Origin of the sequence: Shewanella abyssi (assembly GCF_023284025.1) — a bacterium.
In the GTDB taxonomy this organism is placed as follows: Bacteria; Pseudomonadota; Gammaproteobacteria; order Enterobacterales; family Shewanellaceae; genus Shewanella; species Shewanella abyssi.
Genome location: NZ_JAKIKR010000065.1, coordinates 1 through 22,314, shown reverse-complemented (window position 1 = coordinate 22,314; position 22,314 = coordinate 1). Strand labels below are relative to the sequence as shown.

Annotated in this window: 18 protein-coding genes and 2 pseudogenes; 12 read left to right on the top strand and 8 right to left on the bottom strand. The window is 45.8% G+C overall.

Features of this window, described 5'->3' with window-relative positions:
- Window positions 1-112: 112 nt before the first annotated feature.
- Window positions 113-445 (bottom strand): annotated as a pseudogene (locus L2755_RS19675) (cupin domain-containing protein); the annotation flags it as partial.
- Between the two features lie 204 nt (window positions 446-649).
- Here L2755_RS19675 and L2755_RS19670 point away from each other — a divergent pair.
- From L2755_RS19670 to bamJ, 3 genes are all read left to right on the top strand, one after another.
- A complete protein-coding gene (locus tag L2755_RS19670; protein ID WP_248982377.1) occupies window positions 650-985 on the top strand; it encodes a winged helix-turn-helix transcriptional regulator in 336 nt (111 codons plus the stop codon).
- 14 nt (window positions 986-999) lie between these two features.
- Window positions 1,000-1,629 (top strand): cold shock and DUF1294 domain-containing protein, encoded by a 630-nt coding sequence (locus L2755_RS19665; protein ID WP_248982376.1) that lies wholly within the window; start codon window positions 1,000-1,002, stop codon window positions 1,627-1,629.
- 102 nt (window positions 1,630-1,731) lie between these two features.
- Window positions 1,732-2,202, top strand: a complete 471-nt coding sequence (gene bamJ, locus L2755_RS19660) for a BamJ family beta-barrel-assembly machinery protein (RefSeq protein ID WP_248982375.1) — start codon at window positions 1,732-1,734, stop codon at window positions 2,200-2,202.
- A gap of 245 nt (window positions 2,203-2,447) precedes the next feature.
- Here the strand turns inward: bamJ and L2755_RS19655 are convergent.
- From L2755_RS19655 to L2755_RS19640, 3 genes and pseudogenes are all read right to left on the bottom strand, one after another.
- A pseudogene (locus L2755_RS19655) lies at window positions 2,448-2,573 on the bottom strand (aminopeptidase P family protein); the annotation flags it as partial.
- 201 nt (window positions 2,574-2,774) lie between these two features.
- On the bottom strand, window positions 2,775-3,992 hold the full coding sequence (locus L2755_RS19645; protein WP_248982374.1) for a M24 family metallopeptidase: 1,218 nt from the start codon (window positions 3,990-3,992) through the stop codon (window positions 2,775-2,777).
- A gap of 243 nt (window positions 3,993-4,235) precedes the next feature.
- On the bottom strand, window positions 4,236-5,429 hold the full coding sequence (locus L2755_RS19640; RefSeq protein ID WP_248982373.1) for an MFS transporter: 1,194 nt from the start codon (window positions 5,427-5,429) through the stop codon (window positions 4,236-4,238).
- Window positions 5,430-5,745: 316 nt separating this feature from the next.
- Here L2755_RS19640 and L2755_RS19635 point away from each other — a divergent pair, with 316 nt between their 5' ends.
- From L2755_RS19635 to L2755_RS19615, 5 genes are all read left to right on the top strand, one after another.
- On the top strand, window positions 5,746-7,533 hold the full coding sequence (locus L2755_RS19635; RefSeq protein ID WP_248982372.1) for an aminopeptidase P family protein: 1,788 nt from the start codon (window positions 5,746-5,748) through the stop codon (window positions 7,531-7,533).
- Window positions 7,534-7,712: 179 nt separating this feature from the next.
- Entirely contained in the window at window positions 7,713-9,011 is a 1,299-nt protein-coding gene (locus L2755_RS19630) for a DEAD/DEAH box helicase (RefSeq protein ID WP_248982371.1), read from the top strand.
- Between the two features lie 879 nt (window positions 9,012-9,890).
- Window positions 9,891-10,070, top strand: a complete 180-nt coding sequence (locus L2755_RS19625; RefSeq protein WP_248982370.1) for a hypothetical protein — start codon at window positions 9,891-9,893, stop codon at window positions 10,068-10,070.
- An 858-nt stretch (window positions 10,071-10,928) separates the two neighbouring features.
- Window positions 10,929-11,561: a peroxiredoxin-like family protein gene (locus L2755_RS19620; protein WP_248982369.1), complete on the top strand. Its 633-nt coding sequence runs from the start codon at window positions 10,929-10,931 to the stop codon at window positions 11,559-11,561.
- Between the two features lie 92 nt (window positions 11,562-11,653).
- On the top strand, window positions 11,654-12,298 hold the full coding sequence (locus L2755_RS19615) for a DUF2913 family protein (RefSeq protein ID WP_248982368.1): 645 nt from the start codon (window positions 11,654-11,656) through the stop codon (window positions 12,296-12,298).
- Window positions 12,299-12,367: 69 nt separating this feature from the next.
- Here the strand turns inward: L2755_RS19615 and L2755_RS19610 are convergent, their stop codons facing one another.
- Both L2755_RS19610 and L2755_RS19605 read right to left on the bottom strand, forming a co-directional pair.
- Entirely contained in the window at window positions 12,368-14,185 is a 1,818-nt protein-coding gene (locus L2755_RS19610) for a S8 family serine peptidase (RefSeq protein ID WP_248982367.1), read from the bottom strand.
- Between the two features lie 430 nt (window positions 14,186-14,615).
- Complete coding sequence (locus L2755_RS19605) at window positions 14,616-15,239, bottom strand: OB-fold-containig protein (protein WP_248982366.1); 624 nt, start codon at window positions 15,237-15,239, stop codon at window positions 14,616-14,618.
- Between the two features lie 312 nt (window positions 15,240-15,551).
- Here L2755_RS19605 and L2755_RS19600 point away from each other — a divergent pair, with 312 nt between their 5' ends.
- The 3 genes from L2755_RS19600 to L2755_RS19590 all read left to right on the top strand — a co-directional run bounded on the left by L2755_RS19600 (window position 15,552) and on the right by L2755_RS19590 (window position 17,995).
- Window positions 15,552-17,039 (top strand): carboxypeptidase M32, encoded by a 1,488-nt coding sequence (locus L2755_RS19600; RefSeq protein ID WP_248982365.1) that lies wholly within the window; start codon window positions 15,552-15,554, stop codon window positions 17,037-17,039.
- Window positions 17,040-17,171: 132 nt separating this feature from the next.
- The gene (locus tag L2755_RS19595) at window positions 17,172-17,426 is read left to right on the top strand and encodes a DUF2960 domain-containing protein (RefSeq protein WP_248982364.1); all 255 of its coding nucleotides are present in this window, start codon (window positions 17,172-17,174) and stop codon (window positions 17,424-17,426) included.
- A 59-nt stretch (window positions 17,427-17,485) separates the two neighbouring features.
- On the top strand, window positions 17,486-17,995 hold the full coding sequence (locus L2755_RS19590; protein ID WP_248982378.1) for an RDD family protein: 510 nt from the start codon (window positions 17,486-17,488) through the stop codon (window positions 17,993-17,995).
- Window positions 17,996-18,127: 132 nt separating this feature from the next.
- Here L2755_RS19590 and lptG read toward each other — a convergent pair whose 3' ends face one another.
- Window positions 18,128-19,186 carry an LPS export ABC transporter permease LptG gene (gene lptG / locus L2755_RS19585; protein ID WP_248982363.1) on the bottom strand — a complete coding sequence of 353 codons (1,059 nt, stop codon included), beginning with the start codon at window positions 19,184-19,186 and terminating at the stop codon, window positions 18,128-18,130.
- Window positions 19,183-20,298: an LPS export ABC transporter permease LptF gene (lptF, locus tag L2755_RS19580; RefSeq protein ID WP_248982362.1), complete on the bottom strand. Its 1,116-nt coding sequence runs from the start codon at window positions 20,296-20,298 to the stop codon at window positions 19,183-19,185. The genes lptG and lptF overlap by 4 nt, the downstream gene beginning before the upstream one ends.
- Window positions 20,299-20,521: 223 nt before the next feature.
- Here lptF and pepA point away from each other — a divergent pair, with 223 nt between their 5' ends.
- A complete protein-coding gene (pepA, locus tag L2755_RS19575) occupies window positions 20,522-22,030 on the top strand; it encodes a leucyl aminopeptidase (protein ID WP_248982361.1) in 1,509 nt (502 codons plus the stop codon).
- The last annotated feature ends 284 nt before the right edge of the window (window positions 22,031-22,314 follow it).

The following is a 22,314-nucleotide window of genomic DNA, read 5'->3' as shown; positions in this document are numbered from 1 at the left end:
CGTCCAATCCGCATGAGAACGTTTAGCCATATTAACTCCTGATGTAATAGTCAGTTGTTAAGATAGAACTTCAAAGCGGTAAGCTGAAGATGTACTTGGCCGGACGGTTACTATCAAACTGGTTTAGCTTAACTAAAAGCACGCAGCCATCTTGACTAAAAGGTGCATGAGCACTGCCTGGAGGGTTGCGAATATAAGTGCCTGCGGGATAATCACCCTCTTCATCAGAGAAAGTCCCCTCCAGCACTAAAATTTCTTCTCCATAAGGGTGAGAGTGACGCTTAAAGCTGGCGCCAGCCTGATACTTCACCATGCTGGTAGTGTGTCCACTTTCAGCTGCTGCACGTTCAAGTGGTTTACGAAATACCGTAGGAGAGGGACTGCCTAACCAGGGTAATTCTTGAGTTTTAATCACCACTCTTTCACTCAAGTCCATATTTAACATCAGCTCCTCCACACATCTATTCAAATAACTGTTAATTACGCCATCAACATCCATAGCGCCTGTAACCCATGCCGCTTGATCTGATTTGACAACTATAACCCATTAAACACGAACATCTCCTTTTCTATGGTAACCTTAAACAATGAATATATGTCTGAATAGTAAGCACAAATTAGTACCATAGGTACTTTTTGGTACATATTTATGAATCTAAAAGAAAAATTGATTACAAGAAAATCTGGCCCAGCTAAAACGGCAAGAATGGTAGAGACGATTGTTGGCTGTAAATGGTCATTGACGGTCTACCAGTTGCTGGAAGATGAGATAAATCGTCCTGGTGAAATGGTCAAGTCGGTTGAGGGATTAACCACAAAAGTGCTAAACCAGTGCTTAAAGCGAAATATCGAATTTGGTATTTTGGAGAAGATAAGCTATCCAGAAATCCCCCCACGAGTCGAATACAAGGTGACCAACTTTGGGCAAAAGTTTATGCGTATTTTAAGAGATTTAGAGTCGCTACAACTTGAAATCGATAACTAGAGCCGACGAGATAAATGATGCAACAAGGCGTACTTACCCGATGGAATGATGCAAAAGGCTTTGGTTTTATAACTCAAGCAGGCAGTCATAGTGATGTGTTTGTGCATATATCGAGTTTTAGCTCGGCTGCTCACCGCCCTAAAAACGGCGATATCATTAGTTTCAGTTATGCCAAAAACAGCAAAGATAGGCCGCAAGCCAGTAAAGCTGAAATCATAGGGGTGGATGCAAGAACCAAAACCAAGCCTCGGTCGCGTACGGCTAAGCTCACGCCAGTCAGTCTATTTGCTATCGCTGCAATCATAGCTGCAATAGTACTGTACCAATTTGCCTTATTGCCGTTAGCCGCCCTTATCTATCTGTTAGGGATCTCTAGTGTGACCTTTATTGCCTATGCACTGGATAAGCGAGCAGCAAAGCTGCAGCGTTGGCGTATAAAAGAATCTAACTTACATCTATTATCATTGCTTGGTGGTTGGCCAGGAGCGCTGATTGCGCAGCAACTGCTTAGACACAAATCAGCCAAAACTTCATTCAAGGTCTTGCTATGGATAACCATATTACTCAATATTGGCGCTTACTATATCGTCCTCTTTACCCCTTTAGCGGATGAGTATTTGAAATCGATCCAGCGCATGCTCTAAACGACTGTAGATTTACCTGTGAGTGTCGATTCGATATGATTGTACTCAAATTGGTATAAAGCTAAATCCAAACTCAACTCAAACCAACTAAAGTGAATTAAAATGAAAATGATATTAGCGGTAGTGGTCATTGCTGGAGTGATTTTTTACTTCTTTAACTCAATGAATAACCAAAAAGCAGCAAAAGAAAATATCGAACTAGGCAATGCCTTTCTTGCTGAAAACAAGTTAAAAGAGGATGTATCGACAACCGCTTCAGGACTGCAATATCAAGTATTAGCTGCAGGCGACGGCACTGTGCATCCAAAGGCGAGCGATACGGTAACAGTTCACTACCACGGCACCCTACTCGACGGCAGCGTGTTTGATAGCTCAGTTGAGCGCGGCGAGCCTATCGCTTTTCCACTCAACCGCGTGATTAAAGGTTGGACCGAAGGGGTGCAGCTGATGGTCGTTGGCGAGAAAACACGTTTCTTTATTCCGCCAGAACTGGCTTATGGTAATCGCAGCGCAGGCAAAATCAGTGGCGGTTCAACCCTTATCTTTGATGTCGAGCTTATCAGCATCGACTAAGTTGAATTATCAGCGGTATGCAGATAATCAAAAGCCCGAATGTGCAAACATTCGGGCTTTTTTATTAAGCGCTAAAAAACTCACTCTTAGGCTTCATAGCCAAACGGATCATCGATGGAATGGGCGGGCTTAGTAAACCAAATTGCTCCGTATTTAGACCCTGTTCTGTCATGTAGAAATGGTCTTCATGACGGACACCAAATTCACCCGGAACACATAGCGATTAACACCGAAAAGAATCGCGATTAAGCTTCATATCCAAATGGATCATCGATGGAATGAGCGGGTTTAGTAAACCAAACCGCGCCCTGTTCGGTCATGTAGAAATGGTCTTCATGGCGGACACCAAACTCTCCCGGAACACATAGCAATTAATGACTCGTTATGATTAACACCAAAAAATCGCGATTAAGCTTCATATCCAAATGGGTCATCGATTGAGTGAGCGGGTTTGGTAAACCAAACCGCGCCCTTTGCGGTCATGTAAAAGTGATCTTCATGACGGACACCAAACTCACCCGGAACACATAGCAATTAATGACTCGTTACGATTAACACCAAAAAAATCGCGATTAAGCTTCATATCCAAATGGGTCATCGATTGAGTGAGCGGGTTTGGTAAACCAAACAGCACCCTGCTCTGTCATGTAGAAATGGTCTTCATGACGGACACCAAACTCACCCGGAACACACAGCATAGGCTCGTTACTGAAACACATACCCACGGCTAATGGTGTGTGATCGTTAAGCACCAAGTACGGCCATTCATGAATATCTAAACCAATGCCGTGCCCAGTACGATGGGGTAAGCCAGGTACGTTATAGCCTGGGCCAAAGCCAGCGGCTTCTAAAGTATCACGAGCAGCGCGATCAACACTGGCACAGGTTGCCCCTATATGCGCCGCTTCAAAAGCGGCAATTTGCGCATCTTGCTCATGTTGCCACAACTCGCGTTGACGCGGGCTCGGCTCACCAAACACATAAGTACGAGTAATATCAGAGTTATAGCCATATAGCTGACAACCGGTATCAATCAATACAGTATCGCCTAAATCTAATGCCTTAGGCGATTTAACCCCGTGTGGATAAGCGCTGTCTTCACCGAATAATACGATACAAAAATATGAACCCGCTGGACTGCCAACTTTAATGTGGGCGGCATTAATAAAGGCTTCAACTTCTGTGGTGGTAATACCTTCATGTAAGATACGCGCAACGGCTTTATGGACCTCTAAGGTCATGTCTTTTGCCCGTTGCAATAGACTTAACTCTACGGCCGACTTAATCATACGGCAACCTGCTGTAACAGGCTTTGCGTTGACGTAGTTAAACTGTGGATGCGCTTGACGGACACCATCAAAAATAAAGAATGCGGCAGACTCATCAATACCGACATCACCTGCGTTTATGCCCATTCCAGCGAGCACATCGCCAAACAGTGCATAGGGGCTTTCATCTTCTTGCCAGGTGTTGACCTTACCTTCGATGCTCATGTAACCCACAAGCGTATCAACTTCGAATGCTGGTGCAATATACTCAACAGCACCACTTGCTGGAATTATCGCGCCAACCATACGCTCGCTCGCATACCAGCGCGTACCCGTGTAGTAATAAAGGTTAGTACCCGCATTGATATAGATTGCTGCAATACCTTCTGCCGCCATAATCGACTGTGCATTGGCAATACGAGCTGAAAATTCATCATGGCTAATTGGCGCAGTGCCTTGAGTCATATCTGTGAGTTTTGCTAACGCTTGTTCTGCGGTAGAACCGCCTACACCTATTGTCATTTACCTACCCTTACTTTAAAAAGTTAAACTTGAGCCCTAAGCGATGCCTGAGACATGCCGCTATCAGACCTCATCATTAATAACGCAACTGAACCGTTTTAACCGACGCTTAAATCCGCTTTTAAACAGGCTAGTTTATCTGAATGTATCTGCACAGCATCCAGAATAAAGTATACAAAATGCCAACACTAATTAACAGTCATTGAGAAATACTTATCGATAGAAAAGTTTAGACATACCAGTTTATGAGCGATCTTGCTGCAACATGCGGCTTTTAGACAACTTCCACCACGCTATTAATAGTAATTGGGCTGCGATAACAGGTAAGCAAATAATCAATAGGATCTCCCAGCCAAGAGCATGAATAACCCAACCAGCACTTAGCGACGCCATTGCCTGTGCTCCAAAAATAAAGGTGTCGTTAAACGCTTGTACTTTATAACGCTCAGCAGCGTTGTAGCAACGCGGCAATAGCGCTGTACCGGCTACAAAGAGGAAGTTCCAGCCAATGCCTAGCAATACTAAAGCGGCCCAATAGTTCAGCAGATCACGTCCGAGCAACGCGGTAATGATGGTAACGACGTAAGCTAACAAACCCAATAACATCATTTTTGACACCCCAATTCGTGCCACTAACACGCCACTAATCAATGAGGGAAGATACATTGCAATAATGTGGCTTTGAATGACCCACTTGGTGTCAGCCAGAGAATGATGTTCAATATGATGCATATGCAGCGGGGTGGCCGTCATGACAAAACTCATCATGGCGTAACCTAGTGTCGCGCCGGCAATTGCTACCCAAATTTTAGGTTGAGACAATATAGCCCCAAGGGGACGCCCAGTCGTTTCGGCTGCCCTATGCTTTACTCTGCGATCTATCTTAGGTTCTCGATAGAAACATAAAATAGTGGCTGCTATCAGGCTCACCATCGTTAAAAATGCAAAAGCCCCAACATAAGCCTGATCTGATATCACCCCACCACGCACGGCCAATTCAGGCCCTATAATTGCCGCGACAAGACCACCGAGCAGTACTCGCGAAGCCGCTTTTGCCGCTAATGCTTCAGACACCGACTCCATCGCTGCAAAGCGATATTGCTGCACTACGGCGCCTGCGGAACCCAATAACATGCCGCTTAAACAAAACAGCACAAAATCTTGCTCGGAGGTTGCGTAAGCCGCCAACATTCCAGACGTCGCCGCCACCAAAGCCCCAGTGATGAATATCGGCTTGCGGCCAAAGCGTTGCATCAACCTAGATACTGGCAACACCGACAGCGCAACTCCAACAACCATCGACGCTATCGGCAAGGTCGCCATTTCAGCTGATGGGGCTATCTCTACGCCAATAATCCCACCGAGCAACATCATCATTGGTGTCGCGCTCATCGCAAACGCCTGCGCTAGTGTTAGTACCCATACATTAAATGGCATAACTCGTTATTATCCTTTCGCTAAATCCATACGCAATAACGGCTGTAGCTATACACCGTTCGCGCTAGTCATTATTATCGAGCATATACACAATATAGTCGCACGAATCAGTCAGCAACTCACCTCTGTAAACCATTGATGGATGCAGGCGCTGGCATAAAAAGCTACAAAGACCACGACAGATGATAACAAAATGGCTAAATGCATATGCCCTTATGGTATTAATTTGTGATAATCTCCGCGCTAAATAAGTACACATTGAATAGCCTTTAGCCAATATAACCATTGCCGCTCAAGTGCTTAATATGGAGCCATAATGTCAAATACTATTGCAACCCGCTTGAGCGCTATTCGCCACGAAATGGCGAAGTCGAATCTCGACGCTTTTATTATTCCTCGTGCAGATGAGTATTTGGGTGAATATGTTCCCGCTCACAATGAACGTATGTTGTGGACCAGTGGTTTTACCGGTTCAGCAGGCATGATCATTGTCTTAAAAGACACAGCGGCAATCTTTGTTGATGGACGTTACACAGTGCAAGTTCGCCAACAAGTCGATGGCGAGTTATTTGAATACCTGAGTTTGCACGATACCCCCCAAGCACAATGGCTTACCGAAAAGCTTGATGCCAAGTCCAATGTTGGTTTCGATGCCAGACTGCATACACTTTCGTGGTTCAACAGCACGCTAGCGACCTTGCATAAAGCACAAATTGACTTAGTGGCGGTAAAAGACAATCCAATTGATCTTAATTGGAGCGACCGACCACACGCTTCAAACGCACCGATTATGGCGTTTAGCGAAAAAAGTGCTGGCCGCAGTAGCATAGAAAAGCGCACTACTATTGGCGCTGCGGTTAAAGCTGAAGGCGCTGACGTTGCCATTATCGCTGCCTTAGATTCGTTCTGCTGGTTACTCAACATTCGCGGTAAAGATGTACCTCGTTTGCCTGTGGTCTTAGGTACCGCGTTACTCTATGCGAACGGAGATATGCTGCTATTTACTGATCTCAGCAAGCTGCCAGCGGGTATCGAACAGCATGTTGGCGCTGGAGTGAGCTTTAAAGCTGAAGCCGCTCTTGAAGCTGAACTGGCTAAACTGTCAGGCGTTAAAGTACTCGCGAGCCCAGATACCATCAACGCGTGGTTGCAGATAACCGCCAAAAACGCCGGCGCTGAACTGATTGCCGGGGCCGATCCTGTGGCACTACCTAAAGCGCAAAAGAATGATGCTGAATTAAGCGGTATGAAAGCCTGCCATATTCGAGATGGTGTTGCCGTCAGCCGTTTTCTAGCTTGGCTAGATACCGAGGTGCTTGCAGAGCGCTTATATGACGAAGCTCTGTTAGCCGATAAGCTAGAAAGCTTCCGCCTTGAAGACCCGCTTTATCAAGAACCGAGTTTCGATACTATCTCAGCCACAGGTGCCAACGCGGCAATGTGCCATTACAACCACAACGACGGCACGCCGGCACAGATGGAAATGAACAGTATCTACCTGGTCGATTCTGGTGCTCAGTATTTAGATGGCACCACTGACGTTACTCGTACTATTGCCATCGGAGATGTTACCGATGAGCAAAGAAAGATGGTGACACTGGTACTTAAGGGGCACATTGCTATCGACCAGGCCAAGTTCCCCCAAGGCACCTCTGGGCAGCAGTTAGACTCTTTTGCACGACAACACCTTTGGCAACACGGTTTCGACTTTGATCACGGCACAGGTCATGGTGTGGGTCATTACTTAAGTGTGCACGAAGGGCCCCAAGGTATTGGTAAAAACAGAACCCCAGTGGCTTTAGTTGCTGGTATGGTGCTCTCAAATGAGCCTGGTTATTACCGTGCCAATGAGTTTGGTATTCGTCTAGAAAACTTGGTTGCAGTAAGGCCTTCAGTGGCTTTAGCCAATGCGGAGCGTGAAATGCTTGAGTTTGAAGCGCTGACCTTCATCCCGATGGATGCTCGCCTCATTGATAAGAATTACCTGACTAACACCGAAGTCAATTGGTTTAACCAATACCATCAGTTAGTGCGCGAAAAGCTTAGTCCACACATGCAGGCTGATGAACTCGTTTGGCTCAATAAAGTGACGGCGGCCATTTAAACTCGCCGTTTATCCACAGAGCAGTGCTTCGGCGCTGCTTTTTTGTTTTAAAACCTAAAAAAAATAGGTGCAGGTTTGAAGCTAAAGTTTGCTATACTCCGCCACCGCCATTTCAATGGCGGATAAGAAGTTAGCGCTGTACGCTAGCGGTTGAATTGTTGATTACAGGACCCCTCATCATGAGATTTGAATCTTTTAGTTTTGCTCCCGAGATTTTACGCGCCATCTCTGAATGTGGTTATCAAAAAATGACTCCAATTCAGCAGCAAGCAATCCCAGCTGTGCGTCGTGGCCAAGATGTATTAGCCAGTGCACAAACAGGTACAGGTAAAACTGCCGCGTTTGCATTACCTATCTTGCAAAAAATGCTTGATAACCCAAGCGATACTCAACGCTCAAATACCCGTGCACTGATCTTAACGCCAACCCGCGAACTGGCTTCGCAGATTGCCGATAATATCAATGAATACGCTAAATACTTAGAGGTGAGCGTCACCACCATCTATGGCGGCGTTAAGATGGATAGCCAAGCGAGTAAACTTAAGCGCGGTGTAGACATCATTATCGCGACTCCAGGTCGCTTACTTGAGCATATCACTGCGTGTAATTTAAGCTTATCGAATGTTGAGTTTTTAGTGCTCGATGAAGCTGACCGTATGCTCGATATGGGTTTTAGTGCCGATATCCAAAAAATTCTCCAAGCAGTAAACAGCAAACGTCAAAACCTGATGTTCTCTGCGACCTTCTCAGCGCCAGTTAAAAAACTGGCTAGCGAGATGATGGTTAAACCCAATATCATTACTGCCGATAAGCAAAACACCACCGCAGATACTGTTAGCCAGGTGGTTTATCCAGTAGAACAACGCCGCAAGCGAGAGCTTCTGTCAGAACTAATCGGTACCAAAAACTGGCAACAAGTATTAGTTTTCACTGCGACTCGTGACGCTGCAGATAAGCTGGAAAAAGAACTTAACCTTGATGGTATTCCAACAGCTGTTGTCCACGGTGAAAAAGCCCAAGGTAGCCGCCGCCGCGCCCTACGCGAATTTAAAGCGGGTAAAATGCGCGTATTGGTTGCAACCGAAGTTGCCGCTCGTGGCCTCGATATTCAAGGTCTAGAATACGTGGTTAACTATGATCTACCGTTCTTGGCTGAAGATTATGTGCACCGTATTGGTCGTACAGGCCGTGCAGGTAAATCAGGTGTGGCTATCTCATTTGTGAGCCGTGAAGAGGAACGTACTTTAGCGGATATTGAAAAGCTAATTGGACAAAAACTTCGCCGCGTTACCATTCCAGGATACGAAGTCGGAAGCCGCGATCTATTGATTAAGCAGCTGCAAACTCGCCGCAGTTTTGCCAAGAAACAACAGCGTCTAGATAATGCTGGTGCGCAGATGATTGGTGAGAAAAACATGCAAGGCCGCCGTGTTAAAGTGAAAAATGCCTCGCCAGCGAAAATAAAGAAGATAAAATAATCGCAGTACGGACATCAAATTATTTTATAAACAACAAAGGCACCTAATGGTGTCTTTTTTGTACGCTATGTTTAAATCTGCTTCAAAAAACTGTTGCTGGTAGCCCATGGTACTTTGTTGCTTTGACCTGTATTTCACCAATAAAAATTTTAAAATCAGATAAATCTCCACATCAGTGAACATCAGAATTTACATTTAGGTAGCCAAATTTGCAGACACCAATCTTCCCCGTTGGAAATTTTGCTTTTTAAATTTCGCCGGGGCGCTGAGGATTCGACTCTTATGAAATCAACAGCGGGGACAAGCGCTTTCCCCCTTGGTTCGACTCTTTGATGACAAGAATGGGCGAAGCGCCACGACTTTCTCGGCCATAAGGCCGCAGCTTGATAGTTATCAAACAACACTTAGTTAACTGTCAACAAAAGTGGTTCCAATTGCCTGCGGCAGGCGTATGTGCAGACGCAACTGAGACTCGCTGCAACTCTTTATAAAAGAAAGGGTCCCTGTAAGCTCTACGATGGCATCCATGCCATCGAAGGCCTAAGCCGTATCTACACTGGTTTCGAAAAGCGCAACCATTTGCGCATTCGAGTTATCCATCAGAAATCACGAAAGTTCAACTATAAATTCAAACTAACAGATAGCCCCACATCTCTCCCGTTGGAAATTTTGCTTTTTAAATTTCGCCGGGGCGCTGAGGGTTCGACTCTTATGAAATCAACAGCGGGGACAAGCGCTTTCCCCCTTGGCTCGACTCTTGATTACAAGAATGGGCGAAGCGCCACGACTTTCTCGGCCGCAAGGCCGCAGCTTTAAAGTGATCCCCGCGGTATTGAATTAATTTCAACATCTGTAGTTCCAATTGCTTGCAGCAGGCGTATGCGCAGACACTTCTTAGGCACGCTGCAAGTACGTCCCTGTAAGCTCTACGATGGCATCCATGCCATCAAAGGCCTAAGCCGTATCTACACTGGGTTGGAAAAGCGTAAACTCTCGGCATTTGAGTTTTCAGTTTTTAATGCAGAGAATTGTAGCCTTCCAGTAAACGCCAGAACATAAAGACATTTAAACTAACTCGCAGAATCTAATCTCCCCCGTTGGAAATTTTGCTTTTTAAATTTCGCCGGGGCGCTGAGGGATTGTCAAGGGGCGCAAGCGCTTTGCCCCTTGGCTCGGGTGTGGGCGAAGCACCACGACTTTGATTGTGATTTTGATTTTAAAAAAGCAATAGCTGATATAGCAGCCAGTACACTTTGGGGCATAAATGCGTGAGCTGCTGGCGAAAGTGGTTCCAATGACCTGCGGTCGGCGTATGTGCAGACGCAACTGAGACTCGCCGTGAACACATCCCTGTGGGCTCAACGAAAACGTCCTGTTTCCGAAGGCCTCAGTCACATCTACACTGGTTTCGAAAAGCGCAACCTCTCAGCATTTGAGTTTTAATACAGGGAATTGTAGCCTTCCAGTAAACGCCAGAACATAACGACATTTAAACTAACTCGTAGAATCTAATCTCCCCCGTTGGAAATTTTGCTTTTTAAATTTCGCCGGGGCGCTGAGGATTAGCGAAAGGGGACAAGCGCTTTCCCCTTTGGCTCTGGTGTGGGCGAAGCGCCACGACTTTGATTTGGATTTGGATTTAGAAAAAATAGCAGATAGAGCAACCAAATCGTTTGGGGTCAGATATGAGTTACCTTCTGGCGAAAGTGGTTCCAATGACCTGCGGTCAGCGTATGTGCAGACGCTACTGAGACTGGGCGAAGCACCACAACGTTGCTTTTTATAGAAGTGAATCCGAAGTCCAATAAGTTTGACGCACAAATGCCTTGCCGTTAACTAACATAAATGAAAGTTATTAGACCTTTCATAGGTCTAATGTTAGTCACTTAGTTAACCCAACATTCAAAGGCCAACATAATGTTAAAAAAGACCTTCACTACCCTAGTAATATTGCTGTTTAGTTTGCCGCTACTGGCTAAACCTATCGCGCTTGATGAATTAAACGTGATGCCTTTAATGAATGGCCAAACCATCCCCTCTGCATCACTTAAAGATCTCAATGGAACTAACGTCGATATCGCTAAGCTAACCGCAGGCAAGCCAAGCATTATCTTTTTCTATCGTGGCGGCTGGTGCCCTTTTTGTAATTCACAAATGGGACAACTGCAGGCTATTGAGCCACAGCTGCTAGAGATGGGTTACCAGCTAATTGGCATCTCTCCAGATACACCGGAGAAACTAAAAGCATCGATGACCAAGCAAGATCTGAGTTACACACTGTTGTCTGATGCCAGTTTAGAGACCAGTAAAGCGTTTGGTTTAGCCTACTTTACCAGTGCTAAAGTTACCGAACGCTACATCAATAAAATGAAGCTTGAAAATGAGCTATGGCAAACTCCACAAGGTGAAAAACGTTTAGTGCTGCCCGTGCCTGCGGTTTATATCAGCGATGCTAAAGGCTTGGTGCATTTCCAATACGTAAACCCTAACTTTAGAGTTCGTCCAGCAGCGGAACTGATTGTTACCGCGGCAAAACTCGCACTAAAGTAAGCCTATGTTAAGACATAGCCGTTTAATACTGCATTCGCATTAGGTATAATGCCTCCGCCGTCCTCTATACTCACTTCCACGGCGGAGATCTCATGTCCGATATCAGTTATAACCAAGCCATTCTCATGTTTGCTGACGCAGGCCTAGCCGCGCTAGCAACATCTGCTGAAACCAGCAGTAGCGTAAAGACCCCAGCAGGTGAGAGCCATTTCTTATGCAGCTGGATGGTGAACGCCCTTAAAAAGCGTACCTTTTCAAAACTGATCGCTGATGATCTTACTTTTTGGACCCGCCAAGCTCGCAGCATGGGAGCCGGTGCCGAGCTCAAACTTCTGTTGCAAAAAATCAGCCAGCAGTACAGTTATATTGCCGATAAACAACAAGGGCTAGCGTTATCATTAAAGGCGATGCTGACAGAGCTAGAAAGCAGTGACTGGGTGATCATTACCAACCAAGAGGTGACAAAAAAGCTCAAGCTTAATAGCGATGGCCGCTCTAGTCTTGTCATCTCAGATGAGCAATTTAGCCAACGTATTGATAATGATGAGCTGATAAAGCCTATCACCCTTTATGTGCGTGCACCTGAGCAAGCCTTTGCTGAAATCGCCTACAAACATGATCTACTGCTAAGCGCTGGCAACAAGAAGACCTCTTTAATTAAGCACCATAAGTCTTATCGCATTTGGCCTAAAAACATGCAGCCTGCGCTAACAATATTGCAGCCATTGACGAGTTAATGGTCACGTTGTCCCATTAAAAAAGGCCTGCGAATGCAGGCCTTTTGGTGTTCTAACTATGGCTGTCGTTTAGAACGATACGCTAACATCCGCGCTGCAGGTATTCGTACCGGCATCACATGCCTTGTAGACATATGTTCCGCCACCTTTAGCGGTAATAGTATCAGTGTACATCTCGCCGCTGTCTACGCTAGCAACCCAACTTTCATCACGATATATATCAACGCTACTACCTGCTGCACCACTAAAGCTAAGATCGACGTACTTGACGCCCCTTCGCTTATAATGGCTCTCTGTAACGGTTAGATCATCTCCTCCGCCAATATCACCACCCGCGCAGCCATTAGCCGCTAAATAATCATCAGCCGCTGCAGCATCAATAATACCGTGACCAAAGTAAACATCATGTCCACTAGCACCACCGTCCATCGCCGATGCATTTAATGCGGCGCGGATCTCTGTGCCAGTACACTGTGTATAGTTAGACCATACTCGCGCTGCAATACCAGACACAGCAGGTGTCGCCATCGAGGTACCGCTCATAAAGCCATAATCTGAGGTGCCAACGGCAATATCAGCACTGCTTGCTGCAATTAGAGCGGCTCGGTCTTCATAGGCTGCTCCGACTGCAGGAATGCTGGTCGCATTAGTGTCACCTAATGTGCCGTAAAGCATGCCCGCTTCATTATTAATGATAATCGCGCCGATACCACCTGAGTTTTCGCAGTTAAGTACTTTATCGTGGAAAGAGATAACACCGCGATCGATCATACACACCATGCCGTTAGCACCACCATTGGTCGCTTCGGCAGTGCCCATGTAAAATACACTTCCTGATACTGAACCTGCGTTCTCCATGGCTGAACTTGAGTATGCACCACCATCAACGCTCATATTTGAGGCTGTCGCCATGCCTGCTGGATAAGTCGATAGAGTATCAACACCGCCCGCTGCGATCTCGACACAGATACTGGTATCCGTTTTCCGCTTCTTGCCTCGGCCTGTAGTACAGCTGGGAAATTGTGAGAAATCAGCGATATCATTATTAGCATCATTGGCGCCCACCATCATCACCGATGGGTAACCTGCAGGGTATGAACGTACACTGTTACCATCATTACCCGCCGCAGCAACCACAAGACCGCCGCCATCAGTGAAAGACTGGAACGCGTTAGATTCGGTTGAGTTTGAACCACCGCCACCCAAGCTCATGCTGATGATATTGGCTCCGGCAGCACTACAGAGGTCTGCAGCATGGGCTAAATCGGATGAGTAGCCCCAACCGTCGGCATTAAAAACCTTGATAATGTGCATCTGAACACCTGGCGCCATACCGACCACACCAAAGCCATTATTTGCCGCACCGATGGTACCCGCCACATGCGTACCGTGTGGACCACCGTTGTCATTCCAGTTACCGGTACCACTGTCGTTGTCACCCTTAATATTTCCCCAATCAAAATCGGCATTTGAAGCATCTAAGCCTGAATCAATAATACAGACCTTCATGTCTGCCGTGCTGGCATTGAAAACAACCTCATTCACCTTAGATTGGTATACTGCATAGGGTGTTACTTGCTCTGTCATTGGGTTACCGACATCATCACTAAATGACATTAGTGATCGGCGTTGATCCACTTCGACCAATTTAATATGGGGGTTATTGAGCAAACCTTTCACTTGAGCAAGATCTTTGCCGGAAAATGTTGCCGCAATAAACCCATTACCATCGAGGTTTAACTCGCCGCCCATCTTCTTCGCTAGGGCTTTAACAACCCCTTTTTTGCTATTATCCACTTGAATAACATATCGCTCATCAGCGGTTACAGCCGCTGATACGCCAACAGAGAGTGCTATTAAGCTCGCTGCAATTTTTGTCAATTTCATAAAGTATTGCTCCGAAAGGTTTGCCTAGGGCTCTTTAATGGCCCAATTAATTATTGGATTATTTAGCTACAAACTACTTACCTAGCAGTAATAACGACTAAGCAGAGTACTAAAACCTAGCACAACCAATTGAATGCAACAAATCATTAACAAATGTAAACTTTGTCAAGCCGGATTATTATGAATAGAAATTAAACTGAGGATTTATCTAAACTCTGAATTTATTAATAGCTTTCAGCTGATTAATTTATAGATAACGATATTAACTGCGGGAGAAATCTGTTTTTAATGACTAAAAATTCAACATATTGTTTTTGAATATGCACCTATGGCTAAAGTATTAGCCGCTTATCAAGCTTATCCTCTGCGGCTATCTGTTGTCCTGGTTCCATCTATCATGTTGCTGCATTATTTAAGTTCAAAATACCCTTTAAGAATCAAATTTTGCGGCGCTCCAGACGCGGCCCTTTCTTTTCAGTAACACCACTTTGCTACCCGTTGTAAACTCGACGCCGACTTCATCGGGCTCCACTAACACATAGTGTTTCTGCATATAATCATCCTTAACCAAGGCTTCACTCGGATTACCCAGCACGGCTTTTCCAATCGTCAAGATCCCAACGCAACCGTTAAGATCTTCAATTGATACAGCAGAAGATTCATTCTTTGGCAGAATATCAGCCAGTTTCCCACCGAGAAAATGGCAGCATAACCCCATTAACAGCAACGATAATGGCAGAGAAATAGCTTGGGGCAGCAGGCTATCAAACCAGCTGAGAGAGAAGTAGTTAAGTGAAAAGCCTGCAATAGCAAAGCTCAATAGCGCTAGGACAAACCAAATTAATAGTGGTAGTCGACTGATGCAAAGCCAGCCAACCAGCCCAGTAACACCTGCAACATCGGCGCTGTTGTCATTTGGCGTCCAATCATCGAGTAAGCCTAAAAAGCTGGCACCGATGACCAAAGATAAGCTTTCTACCATTCCGAGTACAAATACGATACACAGCGAAATGGTGTAAGGTAAATTATCTTGGTTTAACAGAAATGAAACCATTAAATCCTCCATGAACACAGTTTGCCCGCATGATCCTCTGCGGTGTAGGGTTTCAACCCCAAAAATGTAGCTAACTACATAATTTAAAATACATTATGCAATATTCAGCATAGCAAACTTTAGCCGATAGCTAAACAAAATAAATTGCAACTTAGAAAGGGTTGACACTATAGCCTTATTGGGCAGCTATCGTATCCGCTGTATTTCGAGGAGATTGATACCCACCCGGCCTGAAGATGCAGGATTCAGCGGGATGGGTATAGATAGTTATCGTGCTAGCATAGCGCCATTACTCGCTATCAGCTGACTTTTATGAATCAATCTGCAAATAAGAACTATGCACGGCTTTGTGAACACTTTCAAAGCATTAGTCATTTCGAGCATTTAGGTGCCCTTGGCGATTGGGATCAGGCAGCAATGATGCCTGTCGGTGGCGGTGAAGCAAGAGGCGCTGCAATGGCGGAACTCGCCAAGCATATCCATTCACTAAAAACGGCACCTATGTTGGCACCGACAATTGCAGAAGCTGAATTAGAAGACCTTAATTGGCAGCAAAAAGCTAACCTAAGAGAGATCCGTTACCAGTATCAGCAAGCCAATATTGTCCCCGGTAGCCTAGTGGAAGCAAAAACAAAAGCCGCTTACCACTGTGAGCAAGCTTGGCGAGAGCAACGTATCCAAAACGACTGGCAAGGCTTTAAACCTAACCTTGAAAGCGTGTTAGCACTAGCAAAAGAGGAAGCAGATATCCGCGCAGCGGCTCTGAATATCTCCCCCTATGATGCGCTGTTAGATAAATTTGAACCGGGGATGACCTCTGCCAGATTAGAGCAAATATTTGGCGGTCTGAAAAGCTGGCTACCTGGGCTAATTGAACAGGTCCAAGACAAGCAGAAGTACCAACCTCGTTATGCTATCCCCCATGCCACTAGTGACGCACAAGCGCTATTCAGTCGAGATGTAATGATACTACTCGGGTTTGATTTTAACCACGGCAGATTAGACACCAGTAGCCATCCTTTTTGTGGTGGAGTTGCCAGCGATGTTCGCCTGACGACACGTTACGATGAAGCTGACTTTACCAGTGGATTAATGGGCGTAGTGCATGAAACAGGACATGCTAAATACGAGCAGGGCCTGCCTCTTGATTGGCGTGGACAACCCGCGGGGCTCGCACGTTCTATGGCGATTCATGAAAGCCAGAGCCTATTCTGTGAGATGCAGCTTGGCCGGGGCGGCGCTTTTTTAGGGCTACTGCAACCTAAGTTAAAGCAACGCCTAGAGTGTAATCTCAGCCACGATCAGCTGCGCAACATCTATTCACGGGTGACTCCGGGTCACATCAGAGTGGATGCAGATGAAGTGACCTACCCTTGTCATATCTTGCTGCGATTTGAAGCGGAGAAAGCCTTGGTCACCAATGAACTTGCCGTTGCTGATCTGCCCGATTTTTGGTCCGCACAGATGCAATCGCTGTTAGGGATCAATACCGACGGTGACTATAAGAATGGTTGTATGCAGGACATTCATTGGGCGGTTGGCGAGATGGGGTATTTCCCCAGCTATACGCTAGGCGCGATGTACGCGGCGCAGTTTAGAGTGGCAATGGAGCAGCAGTTGGGCTCAATTGAAGCGCTAATTTCCAACGGAGAGCTGTCATCGGTCATGGGTTGGCTCAGTGACAATATTTGGTCCAAAGGCAGTTTACTCACAACCGACGAGCTCGTACTTCAAGCAACCGGTGAAACACTAAACCCAGCACACTTTAAGCAGCATTTAATGCAACGATTCAGTGCATAGCTTTAGATGGTTAATGATCCAAGACTCGCTAGCGAGATAAAAATAAGAGGCGCTTAAATGAAGTTACGCAGTATTTATACCTTGTAGCCTAGATTTGTTATCATATAGCCAATTTCAATAGAGAAGATAATCATGGCAACAAGAATCACCTATAAGTTCAAGGGTAAAGCGAATGAGATAAACTTTGCCTATGACAAATTTCACGACATATACGAAGCCGTAGCGGCTGCTGAAGGGGTTGATTTAACGCGATACCTTATGATGGCACAGCAAATTGAAATGACCTCTAAAGGCTCATCTGCGGTGAGGGATTTCCGCAACAAAGAGTTTGCCAGATTTGGTTTTAGCGATATCTATTACATTAAAGATGATCCAAAAGCGCGTTAGACTGATGGATACTTTTTCTGATCCCAACCTATAAAGTGATATAAATGACAGCGACTTCTATGCCCAATAGCGATCACGCCAACTTTCCAAGAGCGGGATTCTTTAAGCGCTGCGGCGCAATAACTTACGATTTACTCCTTGCGGTAGCGGTCTATATGGTTGCTGGCGCATTAGGCTTTGCTGTTTTCACTGGGCTAGCGTCAAGCGGTCTCATTGAGATGGCAGGACAAGAACATGTGTCCGAGCTTCTAAACAGCAATGCCTTGTATAAAGGGATCTATCAATTCTGGATTGCACTGTGTATCGGTTTATTCTACATCAGCTTCTGGAGTTATGGTGGTCAAACGCTCGGTATGCGCGCATGGCGACTTAAGATCCAACATCCTAATGGTCAGAACCTCAGCATGATCACCGCCGCAGCTAGGCTCGTTTGGTCATTATTGGGTATTGGTAATTTATGGATCTTGATTAATGGCGACAAGCTCGCGCTACAAGACATGATGACACGTTCAGAAGTCGTTGAGCTATCGAAAGAAGCTAATCAGATGCGAAACTGGCGAGGCGTTTAAGGCTAGTCACTTAACGTAATACCAGCAACAAAAAAAGCCAATAATGGCTCTTATAAAAGAGGCCTTATTGGCTTTTTTATTGCACTTACTATTTGAATTTAAGCTAGCATTTTTTGATGAAATTTAAACTTATTATTTGCGGATATAATACAGGGCGCCAGCGCTAAAGATCAATGCAGGCATACCCGCGCTAATGAATGCTGGTAAGCCGTAAACGATGCTCAATGGCCCAAAGACCTCGCTGCAAATATAGAAACTAAACCCAGCAACAATGCCTAATAATACCCGTGCGCCCATGGACACCGTTCTTAACGGACCAAAGACAAAAGACAGTGCCACTAACATCATCACCGCTATCGTTACTGGCTGCATCAACTTGCGCCATAACGCCAGTTCATAACGCGCTGCTGCTTGATTGTTATTCTTTAAGTAATCTAAATAATCCACCAAACCTTGAATAGATAATGACTCAGGTTTAACAGACACCACGCTTAACTTTTCCGGTGTCAATGACGATATCCACTTATCTTCAGCGAGGTTGGTTAGCACCACTTGATCGTTCTTTAACGATGTTCGTCTCACTTGGTAGAGCTGCCAATACTCATCCTTATACTCTGCAGTTTCTGCATGCACAGTACTGGTCAGGTTGGTAGTATCGGCAAATTCGTAGAGGGTGATATCACGTAAATGATTGGTATCGATAACGCCACCAATATTAACGAACAGGTCACCATCTTTAGCCCATATTCCTCGGCTAGATTCGATTAAACTGCCGCCAGATAACTCAGTACGTTGAATTTCTTTCGCCCGTCGCTCGGCCACTGGCGCCACAAATTCTGACAGCAGCATGACCAAGAACATCAATGGAATAGCGGTTTTCATGGCAGACATGGTAATCTGTAAGCGTGACAAACCAGCTGACTGCATGACCACTAATTCAGAATTTGATGCCAGCATCCCCATCCCCATCAATGCACCCAACAGCACGGCCATAGGGAAAAACATTTCGATGTCCCGTGGGATCAAGAACAACACATAGATGCCGGCATCCATCATGCTATAGGTGCCTCGACCGACGAGCCTAAGCTGGTCAACCCACTTAATAATCCCAGACAGACCAGTCAAGATAAGCAGCGATAAAGAGGAGCTACTAATCAGCACTTTAGCGATATAGAGATCTAGGATCCTCATGTGTTTGACACCTTTTTACGCTTAAGTATGCCAGACAGCTTTGCGCCAGCGGGCCGCTCTTTGCCCAGCAAGAGCAGGCCTATGCCTAAGGCGGATGCATGGATCCACCACATCCCTAAGAATTCAGGGATCACCCCGTCTTCCAATGACTTTCGGCCAGCAACCATTAAGCCGAAATATCCCAAATACAATAAAATGGCGGGGAACATCTTGGCAAACTTACCTTGGCGGTTATTCACTCGGGCCATAGGTACAGCAATCAGTGTCATCAATGGGATCGCCAGAGGTATCGCTAAACGCCAATGGAATTCAGCCGTTGCTTCAGGCGTATCAATATCCATTAATTGACCAATAGGCATAGCCGACAACTTACGCCTGCGCTCGCCCCCCTCCTGCTCTTTAATTTGCATCTGATAACCACCAAATTCAACCACTTGATAGTCAACACGCTTAGGGCTTCCTTGGTATTGCACCCCATCTTCTAACTGTAATCTTTGTCCACCAGTTGCGTCTTCAACTACTTTGCCCGAACGTGCAACCACCACGTTGGCTAAGCCTGATTCGTCTTCAGGATCCGGTAGCTGTGCCACAAACACCTTGTCGAGCTTATTATCTCGACCAATACGCTCGACAAATAATACCGCACGGCCATTGGGGCTGGTCTGGAATCGACCCTGGGTCAACGCCGCAAGACCCGCTTCAGACTGAGCATGTTCTAACACTTGGTTTTGCCGCTCTTCTGCCCAAGGGGTGACATAGATCGACAAAAAACCAGTGAAGATCATATTTGCCACAGCAAGCAGCAGGGTGACACGGGTGATATACCACTCACTAATGCCAACACCGTGCAAAATAACCATCTCATTTTCTGAATACATGCGCCCATGAGCCAGTAAAATCCCCAAAAATAGACTCAAGGGAAGCACTAAGACAATGAGGAACGGCATATTGAGCCCCAGCAATGTCATCACCAGGGAAGCAGGAAACTCGCCATCAGAGGCGTCAGCGAGCACTCGCACGAAATGTTGGCTAATAAAAATAGCTAACAGCACCAAAAGTACCGCTATTTGTGCCTTTAAAACTTCTCGAATCAGATATCTAAATACAATCACAGGGAGGATCCAGTCTCTAAACTTTGAATTATGCTGGTATCAATACAACTTTTATGTAAACTTTCTACTTTTAGTAGTTTTGTAACCAACAATCACATAACATGGCTAGAGAAAACACCTGAAAATAACTATTTAGGGTGCGCCATGTTAAGGCCCTTTTTGGGCACAAGCAGACATTATCTAATAAATAATAAAATTTGTCTTTAAGAATCTAGGAGAGCACATGGAGTTTAGCGTAAAGAGCGGTAGCCCAGAGAAACAACGCTCAGCTTGTATCGTCGTAGGGGTATACGAGCCAAGACGCTTGTCCGGTATCGCCGAACAGTTAGATAAAATCAGTGAAGGCTATATTAGCAATCTACTTCGTCGTGGCGATTTAGAAGGCAAGCCAGGACAGATGCTGTTACTGCATCATGTGCCTAATGTGCTTAGCGAGCGTGTTCTTTTGGTCGGTTGTGGTAAAGAGCGTGAACTAGACGAACGTCAGTACAAGCAAATTATCACTAATACCATCAATACTTTGAACGAAACAGGTTCAATGGAAGCCGTTTGCTTTCTCACTGAACTACACGTCAAAGGACGCGATACGTACTGGAAAGTACGTGAAGCTGTCGAAAGCACACAAAACAGCCTCTATAGCTTTGATGCACTAAAAACCCGTAAAGGCGAAACCCGTCGTCCATTGCGCAAATTAGTCTTCAACGTACCCACTCGACGCGAATTAGCCGTAGGTGAACGTGCGATTGAACATGGTATGGCAGTCTCTGCTGGTATGCATCTTTGCCGCGACGTCGCAAACATGCCACCCAATATCTGTAACCCAGCTTACCTTGCATCCCAAGCTCGCCAAATGGCTGAAACCACTGAAAACCTAACGGTGACAACGATAGGTGAAGAGCAGATGGAAAAGCTAGGCATGAATTCATACCTAGCAGTAGGCCGTGGCAGTGATAACGAATCCGTTATGACCATCATGGAATACAAGGGCGCTGTCGATGATACCCAGAAGCCAATTGTACTGGTTGGTAAAGGCTTAACCTTCGACTCCGGTGGTATTTCATTGAAACCAGGCGAAGGCATGGATGAGATGAAGTACGACATGGGCGGAGCAGCAGGCGTTATCGGCGCAATGAAAGCCTTGTGTGATATGCAGCTTCCTATCAATGTTGTCGGTATTCTGGCTGGCTGTGAAAACATGCCTTCAAGTAATGCATATCGTCCTGGTGATATTTTGACAACTATGTCAGGTCAAACAGTTGAAGTATTAAATACCGATGCTGAAGGTCGCTTAGTGTTATGTGATGTATTAACTTACGTCGAACGATTTGATCCAGAATTGGTGATTGATACTGCTACCTTAACCGGTGCATGTGTTATCGCACTGGGCAAGCACGCATCAGGTCTATTCTCTGGCCATAACCCACTGGCGCATGAGTTACTTAATGCTGGTGAGCAAAGTGGTGACAGAGCGTGGCGCATGCCGTTATGGGATGAGTACCAAGAGCACTTAGAGAGCCCGTTTGCGGACATGACAAACTTGGGTGGACGCCCTGCAGGAGCGATTACTGCGGCATGCTTCCTTTCTCGTTTCGCAAAGAAGTATAACTGGGCACACTTAGATGTTGCCGGTACTGCTTGGAATAGTGGCGCTAACAAAGGCTCTACCGGTCGTCCTGTACCTATACTAACTCAGTTCTTGATTAACCGCGCAGGCGTTGCTCAAGGCGAGTAATTTGCTTAAGCGATGAGCCAGCAGCCTTGCTGGACTTGTTTCGTCCTAAAATAGGTTGACGGTTTTTATTAAGCCAGTTGTTTATTCAACTGGCTTTTTTAATGCTATGCGTCGCTGGACTATAAAGATTGAAACTCATTTTTGGACAGAAACGCGCTAGTTTACGTCTAACTTCTGAGCCAGATCCGTCATCCCGCGACTGAATGGCCGTTGATAGTTCCAACAACAATGGCATTTCCTACGTCCGTGTAGGTCAGATTCAGGAGGTAGAGCAATGCAGGGAG